General features: G+C 51.0%; 15 protein-coding genes, 5 tRNA genes and 3 pseudogenes. 21 read left to right on the forward strand and 2 right to left on the reverse strand.

Annotation, left to right across the window (positions count from 1 at the left end; translation table 11 throughout):
- Positions 1–4: 4 nt before the first annotated feature.
- From truA to UNDKW_RS09825, 18 genes and pseudogenes are all read left to right on the forward strand, one after another.
- The gene (gene truA / locus UNDKW_RS09740; protein WP_162061863.1) at positions 5–820 is read left to right on the forward strand and encodes a tRNA pseudouridine(38-40) synthase TruA; all 816 of its coding nucleotides are present in this window, start codon (positions 5–7) and stop codon (positions 818–820) included.
- Positions 821–990: 170 nt separating this feature from the next.
- Complete coding sequence (lepA, locus tag UNDKW_RS09745) at positions 991–2,784, forward strand: translation elongation factor 4 (protein ID WP_162040892.1); 1,794 nt, start codon at positions 991–993, stop codon at positions 2,782–2,784.
- On the forward strand, positions 2,781–3,689 hold the full coding sequence (gene lepB / locus UNDKW_RS09750) for a signal peptidase I (RefSeq protein WP_162058528.1): 909 nt from the start codon (positions 2,781–2,783) through the stop codon (positions 3,687–3,689). Before lepA ends, lepB begins: the two co-directional genes overlap by 4 nt.
- A 26-nt stretch (positions 3,690–3,715) precedes the next feature.
- A complete protein-coding gene (locus UNDKW_RS09755; RefSeq protein WP_162058529.1) occupies positions 3,716–4,120 on the forward strand; it encodes a DUF4845 domain-containing protein in 405 nt (134 codons plus the stop codon).
- Positions 4,121–4,129: 9 nt separating this feature from the next.
- Positions 4,130–5,055, forward strand: a pseudogene (rnc, locus tag UNDKW_RS09760) (ribonuclease III).
- Between the two features lie 6 nt (positions 5,056–5,061).
- The gene (era, locus tag UNDKW_RS09765; protein ID WP_162040895.1) at positions 5,062–5,964 is read left to right on the forward strand and encodes a GTPase Era; all 903 of its coding nucleotides are present in this window, start codon (positions 5,062–5,064) and stop codon (positions 5,962–5,964) included.
- Positions 5,965–5,972: 8 nt separating this feature from the next.
- A complete protein-coding gene (recO, locus tag UNDKW_RS09770) occupies positions 5,973–6,851 on the forward strand; it encodes a DNA repair protein RecO (RefSeq protein WP_162058530.1) in 879 nt (292 codons plus the stop codon).
- Positions 6,848–7,618 carry a pyridoxine 5'-phosphate synthase gene (pdxJ, locus tag UNDKW_RS09775; RefSeq protein ID WP_162058531.1) on the forward strand — a complete coding sequence of 257 codons (771 nt, stop codon included), beginning with the start codon at positions 6,848–6,850 and terminating at the stop codon, positions 7,616–7,618. Before recO ends, pdxJ begins: the two co-directional genes overlap by 4 nt.
- Position 7,619: 1 nt before the next feature.
- Positions 7,620–8,021: a holo-ACP synthase gene (acpS, locus tag UNDKW_RS09780; RefSeq protein WP_162058532.1), complete on the forward strand. Its 402-nt coding sequence runs from the start codon at positions 7,620–7,622 to the stop codon at positions 8,019–8,021.
- A 45-nt stretch (positions 8,022–8,066) separates the two neighbouring features.
- Positions 8,067–9,943 (forward strand): annotated as a pseudogene (uvrC, locus tag UNDKW_RS09785) (excinuclease ABC subunit UvrC).
- A 77-nt stretch (positions 9,944–10,020) separates the two neighbouring features.
- The gene (pgsA, locus tag UNDKW_RS09790) at positions 10,021–10,605 is read left to right on the forward strand and encodes a CDP-diacylglycerol--glycerol-3-phosphate 3-phosphatidyltransferase (protein WP_162058533.1); all 585 of its coding nucleotides are present in this window, start codon (positions 10,021–10,023) and stop codon (positions 10,603–10,605) included.
- A gap of 91 nt (positions 10,606–10,696) precedes the next feature.
- Positions 10,697–10,772 (forward strand) — tRNA-Gly (locus tag UNDKW_RS09795).
- A 51-nt stretch (positions 10,773–10,823) separates the two neighbouring features.
- A tRNA-Gly gene (locus UNDKW_RS09800) sits at positions 10,824–10,899 on the forward strand.
- 36 nt (positions 10,900–10,935) lie between these two features.
- Positions 10,936–11,011 (forward strand) — tRNA-Gly (locus UNDKW_RS09805).
- A gap of 109 nt (positions 11,012–11,120) precedes the next feature.
- A tRNA-Cys gene (locus UNDKW_RS09810) sits at positions 11,121–11,194 on the forward strand.
- A 77-nt stretch (positions 11,195–11,271) separates the two neighbouring features.
- A tRNA-Leu gene (locus UNDKW_RS09815) sits at positions 11,272–11,364 on the forward strand.
- A gap of 197 nt (positions 11,365–11,561) precedes the next feature.
- Positions 11,562–12,434 (forward strand): hypothetical protein, encoded by an 873-nt coding sequence (locus UNDKW_RS09820; protein ID WP_162058534.1) that lies wholly within the window; start codon positions 11,562–11,564, stop codon positions 12,432–12,434.
- Positions 12,431–12,703 (forward strand): hypothetical protein, encoded by a 273-nt coding sequence (locus UNDKW_RS09825; protein ID WP_162058535.1) that lies wholly within the window; start codon positions 12,431–12,433, stop codon positions 12,701–12,703. Before UNDKW_RS09820 ends, UNDKW_RS09825 begins: the two co-directional genes overlap by 4 nt.
- Here the strand turns inward: UNDKW_RS09825 and UNDKW_RS09830 are convergent.
- Complete coding sequence (locus tag UNDKW_RS09830) at positions 12,700–13,419, reverse strand: site-specific integrase (RefSeq protein WP_232063325.1); 720 nt, start codon at positions 13,417–13,419, stop codon at positions 12,700–12,702. The two genes, UNDKW_RS09825 and UNDKW_RS09830, sit on opposite strands and share 4 nt — an antisense overlap.
- 37 nt (positions 13,420–13,456) lie before the next feature.
- Here UNDKW_RS09830 and UNDKW_RS09835 point away from each other — a divergent pair, with 37 nt between their 5' ends.
- On the forward strand, positions 13,457–14,218 hold the full coding sequence (locus UNDKW_RS09835) for a terminase gpA endonuclease subunit (protein ID WP_370529104.1): 762 nt from the start codon (positions 13,457–13,459) through the stop codon (positions 14,216–14,218).
- Positions 14,218–14,445 (forward strand): gpW family head-tail joining protein, encoded by a 228-nt coding sequence (gene gpW, locus UNDKW_RS09840; RefSeq protein ID WP_162058536.1) that lies wholly within the window; start codon positions 14,218–14,220, stop codon positions 14,443–14,445. The genes UNDKW_RS09835 and gpW overlap by 1 nt, the downstream gene beginning before the upstream one ends.
- Here gpW and UNDKW_RS09845 read toward each other — a convergent pair whose 3' ends face one another.
- Positions 14,446–14,706 (reverse strand): hypothetical protein, encoded by a 261-nt coding sequence (locus UNDKW_RS09845; RefSeq protein ID WP_162058537.1) that lies wholly within the window; start codon positions 14,704–14,706, stop codon positions 14,446–14,448.
- A 72-nt stretch (positions 14,707–14,778) separates the two neighbouring features.
- Here UNDKW_RS09845 and UNDKW_RS09850 point away from each other — a divergent pair.
- Positions 14,779–15,156: pseudogene (locus tag UNDKW_RS09850) on the forward strand (DNA adenine methylase); the annotation flags it as partial.
- Positions 15,157–15,168 lie beyond the last annotated feature (12 nt).

Genomic DNA, 15,168 nt, shown 5'->3' on the forward strand with positions numbered 1-15,168 from the left:
TGTGTTGAAAAGATTAGTTTTAGGTGTGCAGTACGACGGCAACTCTTGGCAGGGCTGGCAAACGCAGCCTTCCGGTAATACCGTGCAAGACGTGTTGGAACGGGCCTTGCAACAATTTACCAAAAGTGACATCAAAACCGCTTGCGCCGGGCGCACTGACGCTGGCGTACATGGTATAGAGCAGGTCGTCCATTTTGATACCGAACTGGCGCGCGAGCCTTATTCGTGGGTAAATGGTGTAAATGCCTTTTTGCCCCCCAGCGTGGCTGTGCAATGGGCCAAGGAATTGCCTCTGGCCCCTGAGTCTGAAGACAATTTCCATGCGCGTTTTAGTGCCCGCGCCCGTACTTATCATTATATTTTGCATAATGCCGCCATCCGTTCGCCCATGTGGCATGGCCGGGCAGGCTGGACTTTTCGGCCACTTGATGTCGAGCGTATGTGCGCCGCTGCTTCGCATTTGTTGGGCGAGCATGATTTTTCTGCTTTCCGTGCCTCTGGCTGCCAGGCTAAAACCCCGGTCAAGCACATGTATGAGATACGGATACAGCGCCAGGGTGAAATGATTATCTTCACTCTGCGCGCCAGCGCCTTTCTGCATCACATGGTCAGAAATATCGTTGGTTCCCTGATCTTTGTCGGCACTGGCAAAAGAGAGCCGGAATGGATGGGCGAGGTGTTGCTCAGTAAGAACCGTGAAATTGCTGCGCCTACCTTCATGCCTGATGGTTTGTACCTGGCCAGGATAGACTATGAAGATAAATGGGGCTTGCCGCAAAGGGATTTAGTGGAATCCCTGGCTTTCTTGTCTTTTTTGTAGTGATCAACTGACATCATGCCGACGATTTCTCGGCTTTCCGGGGTGAAATCCGGTAAAATGGCGTTTTGCAAAACCCAAACTGAAGGCGCTCGCCTGGGGAAACTTGCCCAGCTCAGAGCGCTTTTTTTATAGCCGGTATTCGCTTCACCTTTGTTTTTTTCGTAATTTCAATGAATAACATCCGCAATTTTTCAATTATTGCCCATATTGACCACGGCAAATCCACGCTGGCAGATCGTATCATCCAGCTTTGTGGCGGCCTTTCCGACCGCGAGATGGAAGCGCAAGTGCTTGATTCCATGGATATTGAGCGTGAACGTGGTATCACGATCAAGGCTCAGACAGCGGCATTGCATTACAAGGCACGCGACGGTCAGATATACAACCTGAACCTGATCGATACTCCCGGTCACGTCGATTTCAGTTATGAAGTCAGCCGTTCCCTGTCTGCATGTGAAGGCGCATTGCTGGTTGTCGATGCATCACAAGGTGTAGAAGCACAGACTGTAGCCAACTGCTATACCGCCATAGAACTGGGTGTAGAAGTTGTACCTGTCCTCAACAAGATTGATTTGCCTTCAGCCGACCCTGACAATGCCTGCAAGGAAATCGAAGAAGTCATAGGCATAGATGCTTCAGACGCGGTGCATTGCTCCGCTAAAACCGGTCTGGGTGTTGAAGATGTCTTGGAGTCCCTGATTGTTAAGGTACCACCTCCGCAAGGCGATCCAACTGCGCCTTTGCAAGCGCTGATTGTCGATTCCTGGTTTGATAATTACGTCGGCGTTGTCATGCTGGTGCGTATCAAAAATGGTACTTTGCGCCCGAAAGACAAGATTTTGTTCATGGCGACAGAAGCACAGCATCTGGTCGAAAGTGTAGGCGTATTCACACCCAAGTCCTTGAGCCGTACTGAGTTGACGGCAGGCCAGGTAGGCTTCGTGATCGCTGGCATCAAAGAATTGAAATCGGCCAAAGTCGGCGACACGATTACGGTTGCCAACAAACCTGCTGCAGCACCTTTGCCGGGCTTTAAAGAAGTGCAGCCGCAAGTGTTTGCCGGTCTGTTCCCGGTTGAGGCTAATCAATACGATGCCTTGCGTGATTCTCTGGAGAAACTCAAGCTCAACGATGCCGCCCTGATGTACGAACCTGAGGTGTCACAGGCGCTGGGCTTTGGCTTCCGCTGTGGTTTCCTTGGTTTGCTGCACATGGAAATCGTCCAGGAACGCCTGGAACGTGAATTCGACATGGACCTCATCACCACTGCCCCAACCGTGGTGTATGAAGTGGTCATGGCTGATGGCACCATCCTGATGGTGGATAATCCTTCCAAGATGCCTGAACCATCCAAGATAGAAGAGATACGCGAACCTATCGTCACCGTCAATCTCTACATGCCGCAAGAGTATGTGGGCTCGGTGATTACCCTTTGCACCCAGAAACGCGGTGTGCAGATGGACATGAATTACCACGGTCGCCAGGTCAAGCTGACCTATGAAATGCCGATGGCAGAAATCGTGCTGGATTTCTTTGATCGCCTGAAATCCACCTCGCGTGGCTATGCCTCCATGGACTATGAGTTCAAGGAAAACCGCGCATCTGACGTCGTCAAGGTCGATATGCTGATCAATAGCGAGAAAGTAGATGCGCTGGCGATTATTGTCCATAGAGCAAACAGCCATTTCCGTGGTCGCGCTGTTGCTGCCAAGATGCGCGAACTGATCCCGCGCCAGATGTTTGATGTGGCTATCCAGGCGGCAATTGGCTCCAACATTATCTCGCGTGAAAACGTCAAGGCCTTGCGTAAAAACGTTTTGGCCAAATGTTATGGTGGTGATATCAGCCGTAAGCGCAAATTGCTGGAAAAACAAAAAGCAGGTAAGAAACGCATGAAGCAGGTCGGCTCGGTAGAGATCCCGCAAGAAGCGTTTTTGGCGATTTTACAAGTGGATGAAAAATGAGTTTCCAATCAATCCTGGGCAATTTCGCCCTGATCCTGTTTGTCCTGACCATAGTAACGGGTGTTATCTGGTTTCTGGATGTTTTTGTCTTTGCCAAGCAGCGCCGCCAGAATGCTGACAAAGCCCTTGCCGAATATGATGCGCGCCGTGCCAAGCTGTCCGCTGAGGGCATACGCCTGGAAGAAAATACCCGTCATGACATAGAAGCCAGTCTGCTCAGACAACCAGTCTGGATAGAATATTCTGGCAGTTTCTTCCCAGTCATTGCCCTGGTATTTTTCTTGCGCTCTTTCTTGTTTGAGCCTTTTAAAATCCCCTCCAGCTCAATGTTACCGACATTGTATGTTGGTGATTTGATACTGGTGAATAAATTTACTTACGGCATACGTTTGCCAGTGATTAATAAAAAAATCATCTCAATCAATGATCCACAAAGAGGGGATGTCATGGTATTTAAATACCCTGAAGACCCCAGCGTGGACTATATTAAACGTGTGGTCGGTGTGCCTGGTGATAAAATTGTGTATAAAAACAAACGTTTATCAGTGAATGGTAAAGAAGTTTCATATACGGATATGCCTGACTTCCGTGATAATCTTAATTATCTGAAACAATACAAAGAGCAGTTGACTGACGCTACTCATAACATTCTTGTCAATGAGCAAAAACCGGTTTACGACAGAGGCCAGGTGCTCGATTTTAAGGACAAAGAGTCTTGCTCTTATGAAATTGACGGTTTTAGCTGTACTGTTCCACAGAATCGCTATTTCATGATGGGTGATAACCGTGACAATAGTGCTGACAGCCGCTACTGGGGTTTTGTGCCAGATGAAAATATTGTTGGAAAAGCATTTTTCATCTGGATGAATTTTGGTGATATCGAACGCATTGGTAGTTTTCATTAAATTTCAGTTTTAATCAGGAAAAATCTATGTCAAATATTCAATATTCCGCATTAAAAAAACAAAAAGGTATCACCCTGATTGGCTTGATCATGGCGATTGCCGTCATCATTGTTGTTGCTATGGTTGCAATGAAAGTGGTGCCTACCGCGATTGAATATAATTCCATCAATAAAGCGATGAATAACGTCAAGAATGGAACCAGTCCAAGGGAAATACAGATCGCCTTTGATAAGCAAAGGGAAGTTGGTTATTTTGATGCAGTAACAGGCAAGGACCTCCTTATCATCAAAAACAACGAGGGTGGATATGACCTGCATTTTTCTTACTCCAAAAAAATTCCCCTGGTTGGTCCAGCCAGCATATTGATGGAGTACTCGAACACTACTGCAAAGAACGGTGTCGTCATTACAAAACCTGCCAAGGCAGAATAAGCTACGCGTATGAATCAACAACTATTGCAGAAAAGGCTGGGGCACCAGTTTAGCAACCCCGCTTTGTTGCAGCAGGCTTTGACACATCGTAGTCATAGTGTTTTGCATAATGAACGTCTGGAATTTCTTGGTGACTCAGTCTTGAATTGCGTGGTCGCTTCCCTGTTGTTTGACAGTTTTGCCAATATTGATGAAGGTGATTTGTCGCGTGTACGTGCCAATCTGGTCAAACAACAATCGCTGTACGAAATCGCCCAGAGAATAGAATTGTCGCAATTCTTGCGCCTGGGGAGGGTGAATTGAAATCCGGTGGATTCCGTCGCCCATCCATTCTCGCTGATACGCTGGAAGCCTTGTTTGGCGCGATTTTCCTTGATGCAGGTTTTGATGCGGCACGTGAAGTGATACGTGCGCTGTATGCACCTGTGCTGGCCAGTGTTGATCCTACTACTCTGGGCAAGGATGCCAAGACCCTGCTGCAAGAATTCTTGCAAAGTAAAAAAATCGCTTTGCCGCAATATAATGTAGTGGCAACCCATGGTGCTGCACATAACCAGGAATTTGAAATTGAGTGTCTGGTCCCCAAACTTGAAATTCAAGTATTTGGTACGGGTGGTAGCCGCCGTGCAGGCGAGCAGGCAGCCGCCAAACTGGCACTGGAAACTGCCCTGGCTATGCTGGTGCGTTCACCTGCAGCGAAAAAAGCCAAGCCACGCGCATCCCAGCTCAAACTGGCGGGCATAGCGACTGTGCAAGGTGATGCGGCCGTGGCCGAGACCAAACCGCAATCAGCCAGACAAAAAAGCCTGTTGGATGCAGAAACACCCAAGGCCGAGAAGACAAAAGCCAGCAATAGTGCCGCTAACAGTGAGGCTGCAGCAGATGAAGTGCTGGCCCATGATGTCCACCCCGAGACTCACCCTAAGACTGCCTGACGACGCATGACTGAATTAATAGACAATCCTGATTTCCGCTGTGGTTATATCGCCATCGTCGGGCGGCCTAATGTCGGTAAATCGACCCTGATGAACGCCCTGATCGGCGCCAAGGTCAGTATTACCTCGCGCAAGGCTCAAACCACGCGCCATCGCATTACCGGCATACAGACCAAAGACAATACCCAGTTTGTTTATATTGATACACCGGGTTTCCAGACCCGCCATTCAAATGCGCTGAACCGCACGCTGAACCGTACTGTTACCACGACGCTGACAGCCGCAGACGTGATTTTGTACATCATAGAAGCAGGCACATTTGGCCCGGCAGATCAACAAGTGATCGATTTGCTGCCCAAAAATGTGCCGTGTATCCTCGTCATCAATAAATCCGACCGCGTCAAAGACAAGGCCGTGATGATGCCGTTTGCCCAAAAGGTGGCAGCATTGCATAATTTCGCTGCGATCGTGCCAGTGTCTGCGACCTTGCGCTTCCAGCTGGAAAACCTTGAAGGCGAAATCCGCAAATACCTGCCGCTGAACCCGCCTATGTTTGGCGAGGATGACATCACCGACCGCAGTGAGAAATTTCTTGCCGCAGAAATCGTCCGTGAAAAACTGTTCCGCTTCGTTGGTGATGAACTGCCTTACACCAGCACTGTCCTGATAGAAAAGTTTGAGCAAGAGGGTAATCTGCGCCGTGTCTTTGTTGCCATCCTGGTCGATAGGGATGGTCATAAATCCATGGTTATAGGCAACAAGGGCGCGCGCCTGAAAGATATTTCCACCCAGTCACGCCAGGATATGGAAAAGCTGTTTGGCGGCCCTGTGTATCTGGAAATCTGGGTCAAGGTCAAATCTGGCTGGGCAGACAATGAAGCCGGTTTGCGTGCCTACGGTTACGAGTAAAACCATCCATGGATGAGCAGGCAGTCGCCGTGCAGGAAGACAGCGCCGTAACAGATGCGGCGGCTGTCCCACCAGCGCCACCTGCTGCCAAAAAAACTGCTGCAAGACCACGCGCACCTAAAGCAAGCGCGGCAAGTTCAGCGACCTCACGTGTTGCCAGCAAATCCCCGGCCAAAGATTTGCGCATACTGGAGCAGCCAGGTTTTGTCCTGCATTCCTGGCCCTACAAAGAAACCAGCCTCATCATCGATGTATTGACGCGCGACCATGGACGCGTCGCCCTGGTTGCCAAGGGGGCAAAACGCCCGCATTCGCAATTACGCAGTGTCTTGCAAACTTTCCAGCCCTTGCAACTGGGCTGGACAGGCAAGGGCGAGATACGCACGCTGACGACAGCAGACTGGGTGGGCGGCATGCTGCCGCTGGAAAAATCAGCCTTGCTCTGCGGTTTTTATCTCAATGAATTACTGGTCAAGTTTCTCATGCGCGATGAAGCGCACCCCGACTTGTTTGACCTGTATGTTTCCACCTTAAATCAACTCGCGCATGATGAGCCTGCCACTATCGTCCTGCGCCGCTTTGAACTCGCACTATTGCGCGAATCCGGTTTGCTGGGTGACCTGACACGCTGCACTCAAGAGCGAGAACGCGTGCAGGCAGAGCAGTTCTATGTGCTTGACCCGGAACGCGGCCCCAGGCCAGCCATGTCCTCAGACAATGTACCCAGGGTCAGTGGCAAGACATTGCTGGCCATGCAGCGCGGCGACTATACTGAGCAAAGCACACAACTGCAAAGCAAGTTGCTGATGCGTTTTTTGCTTGCGCATCACCTGCACGGTGCAGCGCTGAATACCCGGCAAATACTGATTGATTTGCAAAATCTATGAATATCCATCAACAAAGCCAGTTGATAGAACTGGGCATCAATATCGACCACGTTGCCACCCTGCGTAATGCGCGCGGTACGACTTATCCAGATCCCTTGCAAGCCGCCTTGCTGGCAGAAGAGGCAGGCGCAGATTGCATCACCCTGCATCTGCGTGAAGACCGCCGCCACATCCGCGATGCAGACGTAGAACAATTGCGCCCGCGCATCTTGACGCGCATGAACCTGGAAACTGCCGTCAATAATGAAATGCTGGACCTGGCTTGCCGCATTCTGCCGCAAGACGTTTGCCTGGTGCCGGAACGCCGTGAAGAAGTCACAACTGAAGGTGGCCTTGATGTTGCCCGTGATTTTGCCAAAGTGCAGGCCGCAGTCCGGCAATTGCAGGCGGCAGGTATACGCGTGTCATTATTCATCAATGCGGATGAACAGCAGATACAGGCCAGCTCAGAAGCTGGCGCAAGCGTCATAGAAATTCACACAGGTCGCTATGCTGATGCGGCTGATCCAGCGTTGCAGGTGAAAGAACTGGCGCGCATATCACAAGCCGCTATCGCTGGCATACGCCATGGTTTGAAAGTGAATGCCGGACATGGATTGCACATGACTAATACTGCCGCAATCGCTGCCATCCCTGAAATTTCAGAATTAAATATAGGCCATGCCATCGTCGCCCAAGCCCTGTTCGTAGGCTGGCAAAAATCCATCAGCGATATGAAGGCCTTGATGGTCAAAGCCCGCCTGGCAAGCTTGCATAAAGTGGCCTGAGATGATTTACGGCATAGGCACCGACATCGTACAAATCTCACGCATGCAAGAAGCCATTACGCGTAACGGTGATCGCTTTGCTGAAAAAATCCTGGGGCCAGAAGAGCTGGTGATTTATCGCGAACGTAAAGCTCTGGTTGAAGCACGCGGCCTGCGTTATCTGGCCACCCGGTTTGCCGCAAAAGAAGCTTTCTCCAAAGCCGTTGGCATGGGCATGCGTGACCCCATGAACTGGCATGCCATGCAAACACTGAATAACGACCAGGGCCAGCCCGTCGTGCAGGCAAATGGCAATATGTTGCAATGGATGCAGGAGCGCAGCCTGAAGGCGAGTATCTCCGTCAGCGATGAAACTGATTATGCCATCGCCTTCGTCATCATCGAACTGAACAATCCCTGCTAAAGTAGCGGCTTCTACCTCCTACCAGCGCCGCAGATTGATTGCATCATGACCGAACCAAATATCTCAGAAGCACGCCAGCAGGTGCTCGATCTGGTTGCCAAATTACCCAACCTACCGGGTGTATATCGCTATTTCGATAGCAATGACCAGGTGCTGTACGTCGGCAAGGCGCGTGATTTAAAAAAACGTGTTTCCAGCTATTTTCTCAAAAACTCTCCCCCGCGCATTGCGATGATGGTAGAGAAAATCGCCAGGCTCGAAACTACGGTCACCCGTAGCGAAGCTGAGGCACTGATCCTTGAAAACAATCTCATCAAGGCTTTAAAGCCGCGCTATAACATCCTGTTTCGTGATGATAAGTCTTATCCATACCTGAAAATCACCACAGAAAAAACGCCACGCATGATGTATTACCGTGGTGCGATCGATAAGAAACACCAATACTTCGGGCCGTTTCCGTCCAGTTGGGCTGTCAAGGAGTCGATGCAGATTTTGCAGAAAGTCTTTTTGCTGCGCAGTTGCGAAGACAGTGTATTCGCCAACCGTACCCGCCCATGTCTGCTGCACCAGATCGGCCGTTGCAGTGCGCCTTGCGTCAAGATTATTACGCCAGAAGACTACCAGCAAGACGTCAATAATGCCGCTGACTTTTTGCGTGGCCGCCAGTTGGAAGTCATGCAGACTCTGGAAAAAAAGATGCTGGATTTTTCCATGGAACTCAAATTCGAGCAGGCCGCCGCAGTGCGCAATCAAATGCAGGCCCTTTCTAAAGTCTTGCATCAGCAAAGCATGGAAACCGCAGGCGATGTTGATATCGATATTCTCGCTGTGGTAGTGGAGGGTGGTCGTGCCTGCGTCAACCTGGCCATGGTCAGGGGCGGGCGGCATCTGGGTGACCGGGCTTATTTCCCCACGCATGTCGATGATGCCCTCAGCGTCGCAGAAAATGAAATCGAGGTTGAGGTCATCTCGGCCTTTCTGGCACAACATTATGTTGATCAATTCATCCCAGCGACACTCGTCATGAATGTGGAACTCGATGCACCTGATTTGATACTGGCACTGGCCGAGCAATGCGGTCATCGTATTCACTTGTCATTTCAGCCGCAAGAGCAACGCCGTGCCTGGCTGGACATGGCCGTCAAGGGGGCCAGACTGGCGCTGGCGCGTATGCTGTCAGAGCAGGGCTCGCAGCAGGCCCGCACGCGCGCCCTGGCAAGCGTGCTGGAGCTCGATGTAGAAAACCTTGAAGAATTGCGCGTGGAGTGTTTTGATATCAGCCACACCCAGGGCGAAGCCACCCAGGCATCCTGCGTGGTGTTCCACCACCATGCCATGCAAAACAGTGAATACCGCCGCTTCAATATCAAGGATATTACTGGGGCGACGATTACGCTGCCATGCGCCAGGTGCTGTTCCGCCGCTATGAAAAAGTCGCTAGTGGTGACGCCAGCGGTGAAGAGACTAATGCGCGCCGCATGCCAGACATCGTCCTGATTGACGGTGGCAAAGGTCAGGTGGAAATTGCACGCCAAGTTTTTGTTGAGCTTGGCCTTGATATCAGCCTCATCGTCGGCGTCGCCAAAGGCGAGGGCCGCAAGGTCGGCCTTGAGACCCTGGTGTTCGTTGATGGCCGTGCAGAAAAGGAGCTGGGTAAAGAATCTGCTGCCCTCATGCTGATCGCCCAGATCCGCGACGAGGCGCACCGCTTTGCCATCACAGGCATGCGTGCCAAGCGCGACAAGGCCAGACAGACCTCGCAACTGGAAGAGATAGAGGGCATAGGCCCCAAGCGCCGCCAGCGCCTGCTGGTACGTTTTGGAGGTTTAAAGGGGGTCAGCGATGCCAGCGTCGCCGATTTGGCCAGTGTCGAAGGTATTTCCCGCCAATTGGCAGAAGAAATTTACAAGCGGCTGCGATAGGGAAATATAATTGCGTCAGATGCTGGCATTGTAGTCAGCGAGCCTGATGCATAAACCGAATAAAAACCAAAAAAGACATGCCTTTCAATTTTCCTATCCTGCTGACCTGGCTACGTGTCGCGTTGATACCGCTGGTGGTTGGTGTTTTTTACCTGCCCGAAGTCTGGCTGACCCGGTTTGAGCAAGGCGTCGTTGCTACTGCGATTTTTATAGTTGCGGCGGTAACCGACTGGTTTGACGGTTTCCTGGCAAGGCGGTGGAACCAGACTTCCTCATTTGGTGCCTTCCTTGACCCGGTGGCAGACAAACTGATGGTGGCAGGTGCATTGCTGGCACTGGTTCAGCTGGATCGCGTCAATACTGTTTTCGCTTTCATTATCATAGGCCGTGAAATCACTATCTCTGCGCTGCGTGAATGGATGGCGCTGATTGGCGCCTCCAAGTCAGTCGCAGTCAGCTCTCTTGGCAAAATCAAGACAGCGGCACAAATGACCGCGATACCTATGCTGTTATTTAACGATGTCTTGTTCGGAGTAATCGATACCAGCTTCTTTGGCTCATGGTTATTGATTATTGCCGCCATCCTCACAGTCTGGTCTATGTTCTATTATCTGCGCAAGGCATGGCCTTTAATCAAGGAAACTACCGACAAAATGGGATAAGCATGGAATGATCGTTGAATAAGCGCGCAGTGATCTTGGAATGGGTGGTTGACAGAATGGCTGGATGATATATAATTCTGGTCTTCGCGATGCGGGAGTAGCTCAGTTGGTAGAGCGCAACCTTGCCAAGGTTGAGGTCGAGAGTTCGAGACTCTTCTCCCGCTCCAAAGTTTTTGGAATGGCAGCGAAAAGCAGTAAAGTAGCACGGTAGTAAAAATGCGGGAGTAGCTCAGTTGGTAGAGCGCAACCTTGCCAAGGTTGAGGTCGAGAGTTCGAGACTCTTCTCCCGCTCCAAAATGGCGTAGTACCTGAAGTATCAGCAGTACATCTGCGGGAGTAGCTCAGTTGGTAGAGCGCAACCTTGCCAAGGTTGAGGTCGAGAGTTCGAGACTCTTCTCCCGCTCCAGATTCTGAAGGGAAGCAAAGCTTCCCTTTTTTGTTCAAGTTGCACCGCATTTCAGCAATCATCAAGCGTGATAAAATCACATTAGACGATCAGCAGAGATAGCACCCCTGGCGGGGTAGCAAAGTGGTTATGCAGCGGCCTGCAAAGCCGTAGACGCCGGTTCGATCCCGACCCCCGCCTCCAAATACAAAAAGCGCTTTTAGAGCGCTTTTTTTTCCAGAACCCGACTTAGCGTTTCGCTAAGCAGGTTGTAGTAGTGGGCCCGAGTGGTGAAACTGGTAGACACATCGGACTTAAAATCCGCCGCTTCGTTAATAGCGGGCGTGCCGGTTCGATTCCGGCCTCGGGCACCACGTACTTACATCACATATCATCATAAAACCCGCAAAGCCAATGAAATCAAGGCTCTGCGGGGTTTTTTGTTGGTTTCGCAAATGCGCAAATTGCCGCTTTAAACCACTATTTTCTGTTTCCAACTCCCCACAATTCCCCCACAAACTCCCCACGACAGTTTACTATTCGCCAATTCATTTTAATTGCGGGTGTTATTTTGGCATCGTTTACGAAAATGGCGAATGGCTGGCGGGCGCAGATCAATATCAAGGGCCATCGTGAGTCATTGGTGCGCCCGACAAAGGCGCAGGCCGTGGCCTGGGCTACTGAGCGTGAATCTGCAATACGCAATCACGTCGATACCGGCATTCTCAAAGGAAAAACTTTTGAAGATGCCTGTCGCCGTTACGAGCTGGAGGTATCAAAGCACAAACGGGGGTATCGATGGGAGGCGCTGCGCCTTAATGCCCTGGTCGAATTTGTGATGGATGGTAAGCGGCTGGGCGACATCGAGCTGGTAGATATGTCATCTGATCTGATTGGCCGGTGGCGTGACCTACGCATGAAAGGCACGGAAGAAACAAAAGGTGTTTCAGGCTCGACAATTAACAGAATTTTAAATCTGTGGTCCCACGTCCTTAGCACTGCTGCAACAGAATGGAAGTGGATATCGCACAGTCCGACCAAGGACGTGCGCAGGCCGAAAGAATCCCCGCATCGGGATCGTAGGCCAACACAGGACGAAATCGACAGGATCAAGCTATATTGCGGGTTTAATGATGAGCCTAGCGTAAACCAATACTGCCTGGATGAAATCGGTGACGAAGACGACCAATTTAACACCGTGCTTGCAATGGCGAGGGCCGAAGGCATCGACCCCGACCAGGTACGTGCCGAACTGGAGACACCCGTCGAGCCTGAACCAGCACCAGAGCCAGTGCAAAAACCTGCGAAGCGTGGTCGCAAGCCAAAAACTGAGAAGCCAGCCGACGCAGCCCTGCCGGAAAAAACCGAGACAGAAAAAGAGGCAGAAGCAGTATTACAAAAAATTGCCCCCTGGCCATACCCAACATCTAAAGGTGCAGCATGAGCGACACAGACATCATCCAGAAAATCGCTGCCGCTGTTGTGGCACAGATAAAGCCAGCAATACCGCTATCGATTGACCTGTGGGATATTTCAACAATCGCACAGTTTCTGAAGCGCAATGAATCGGTGGTAAGAGAAAGGATCGCTTGTAAACCTGACTTTCCACCAGCAATACGCCTGCCGACTGAAACAGGCAAACGTGGCCACCCGCTATACAAGGCCAAGGATGTCATCCAGTGGGCAGAGAAATACACGGAGCGCCGCGCTTAATCCAGTCTCGATGCCATCTCTGCTGCAGACTCGTTGTAATAGACCTGCAGCATTCTCAAGTCCCTATGTCCCACCATACGCGCCAGGTCAAGAACATTAAGCTTCTTGGCCAGGCGCGTAATCGCTTCATGGCGCGAATCATGAAACGTCAAATCCTCAATTAAACAGGCTTTAGTGGCCTTCCTGAACAAAGTGCTTAGACTATCTGCCGACAGCATAAATAAATTGTCCTCGGCCCTTTCCGGCTTTGGTAGGTAGCTTAAAAGCTTCAGCGCTTGCTTTGACAAAGGGACGTCGCGCTTCATTCCATTTTTTGTTTTTGGCAAGTGGGCCACGTTGCCGGTGATATGTGCTTCAAGTAGGCCGCAGATTTCCCCTTGGCGCATGGCCGTCTCGATTGCAAACAGATACGCCACCGCGACTGCCTGCGTCTTGCTTTGGATAAGTGATTCACCAAGAACCAGATCGACGAGCAGGATTTGCACTTCTTCAATGGATGCCTGGTCAATGTATTGACACACGGTTTCGTCAGCGCCACCTTCAAACGGATATAGATCACCGAGTAGATCATCCGGCAGAGAAAAATCATTGCGGTAATCAGTGACCATTGCTTTGACAAATTCGCGCAATGACTGCAGGCTGAATCCGCCAAACCTGCGCTGGCGGAGCCGCTTGTAGAGTGCTATCCCGCCTGAAAATGGCGCTGAACCAGGCAAGTACAGTAGTGACCGGACACCATACGCTGAAGAAGTAATGCAGTGCCTGTCGCCTGAGCATCCGTGCCGTCGTGTCGTAGCTAAGGTGGCGTCCCAACTGATGAAAACGCAGGTTGCTTTGAACTGGATATGCGGAAGCATTCACCAGGCCCCCGGCAATATGCTGGTGTTGCTGCCATCTCTTAGCCTGGCCAAGCGTGTCAGTGGTCGTATCGATAAGACGATCAATGCCGTGCCGGTGGTCAACGAATGTGTGGCTGCACCAAGAAGCCGTGACAGCCGAAACACCATCGATACCAAAGAATTCAAGGGCGGCACTGATACAGCAAAGGACTGGATATATAACCGCATCAAGTTTGATAGTGGACCAGGCGCCATTCATTTCAGCGAAGATTTATCCGCTGATTACTATGAGCAAATGACTGCCGAACGCAAGCTGACCAGGTATGTCAAAGGTTTCAAGCGGACAGAGTGGGTAAAAGCCAAAGCTGCCCGGAATGAAGCATGGGATTTGATGGTGTACAACCTGGCTGCAGCGCATTTTTTAGGCTTGCATCGCTGGCGCGAGGCAGATTGGGAGCGTAAGAAACTCCGGGTTGATCCGGATCAGCAAGACATTTTCGCACCTCCGGTTCCCAAAATTGCCACGGTCGAAGACCAGGAAGAACAGCAGCCGGTTAAACCCCAAGCAAGGCCGAGAGAAAACCCCAAAGTTTCGGCACCACGACCAACACCTACACAGCAAAGTCCCGGCCAAGAGTCGGGATTTGTCGTTTACCACTCTACGGATTATGAATAATGGCTGATCTCGCAAAACTACAAGCTTACTTGTCCGGCGCAGAGGATGCGCTCAACAAACTGATGACCGGGACGCAAGTTGTCGAGTTTGACCGCTCAGGTACGAAGATTCGATACACACCGGCGCAAGTACCAGCGTTGCAAACGTATATCGCCCAGCTCAAGAGCCAGATTGCTGCGTTAGGTGGCGGTGGCAATTCACGTCGCGTTATCTATCAATACTTCTGATCATGAAAAGACGACAAAAGAAACCGTACGTTCGTGCGGCGGATACTGCATTGCCCAGAGCGACAGCAGCTTTCCCCGCGCATGATGGCGCATCGCGCAGCAGTCAGCAGCTAGGATCATGGCAACCGTTCGCAGGATCTGCCGACACCGATACATTGCTGGATCTACCGTATCAAGGCCGGTTCCTTCGTTCTGGATGATGGCAGCGTCAAATATCCAGGCGAAGAAATCGAACTGCCGGACGATGTTGCCCGCACCCATGCGGCCCTGTTAGAGGCCCCTGAGGATGAGCAAGTAGCATCAGAGTCCAACTATGACACCCATCAGTAACCAGAGGAAAACATCTCTGCAGCGCACCTCCGCCTGGCTTCTGCTTTCATTGAAAACATGGACTGGCACAAGCTTATGCTGCGCTATGACAGACCACACACATTCTTTTACCTGGACCCGCCATATTGGGAAACGGAAGGCTACGGTGTGGATTTTGGGATCGAGCAATATGAGCTGATGGCCGACACGCTCAAGAAGTTAAAAGGCAAGGCCATCATCAGCTTGAACGACCACCCGGATATCCGGCGAATCTTTGCAGGCTTCGAGATCGATACAGTGCCGATAAAGTACAGCGTCGGGGGTGGTGGCAAGACCGTGGACAGAATGGAGGTGATAATCTATTCATGGGACCGGGCAAGTGACCCGGTTGGGTTGTTCTAGCAGAATGAAAAA

It is taken from the genome of Undibacterium sp. KW1 (assembly GCF_009937955.1).
Taxonomy (GTDB): domain Bacteria; phylum Pseudomonadota; class Gammaproteobacteria; order Burkholderiales; family Burkholderiaceae_D; genus Undibacterium.

Bases quoted from the DNA above. Each gene is read 5' to 3' on its own strand.
- lepA (WP_162040892.1), top strand. From the start codon at position 991: ATGAATAACATCCGCAATTTTTCAATTATTGCCCATATTGACCACGGC.
- acpS (WP_162058532.1), top strand. From the start codon at position 7,620: ATGATTTACGGCATAGGCACCGACATCGTACAAATCTCACGCATGCAA.
- recO (WP_162058530.1), top strand. From the start codon at position 5,973: ATGGATGAGCAGGCAGTCGCCGTGCAGGAAGACAGCGCCGTAACAGAT.
- UNDKW_RS09825 (WP_162058535.1), top strand. From the start codon at position 12,431: ATGAGCGACACAGACATCATCCAGAAAATCGCTGCCGCTGTTGTGGCA.
- UNDKW_RS09835 (WP_370529104.1), top strand. From the start codon at position 13,457: ATGCAGTGCCTGTCGCCTGAGCATCCGTGCCGTCGTGTCGTAGCTAAG.
- pgsA (WP_162058533.1), top strand. From the start codon at position 10,021: ATGCCTTTCAATTTTCCTATCCTGCTGACCTGGCTACGTGTCGCGTTG.
- lepB (WP_162058528.1), top strand. From the start codon at position 2,781: ATGAGTTTCCAATCAATCCTGGGCAATTTCGCCCTGATCCTGTTTGTC.
- pdxJ (WP_162058531.1), top strand. From the start codon at position 6,848: ATGAATATCCATCAACAAAGCCAGTTGATAGAACTGGGCATCAATATC.
- UNDKW_RS09845 (WP_162058537.1), bottom strand. From the start codon at position 14,706: ATGGGTGCGGGCAACATCGTCCGGCAGTTCGATTTCTTCGCCTGGATA.
- era (WP_162040895.1), top strand. From the start codon at position 5,062: ATGACTGAATTAATAGACAATCCTGATTTCCGCTGTGGTTATATCGCC.
- UNDKW_RS09755 (WP_162058529.1), top strand. From the start codon at position 3,716: ATGTCAAATATTCAATATTCCGCATTAAAAAAACAAAAAGGTATCACC.
- gpW (WP_162058536.1), top strand. From the start codon at position 14,218: ATGGCTGATCTCGCAAAACTACAAGCTTACTTGTCCGGCGCAGAGGAT.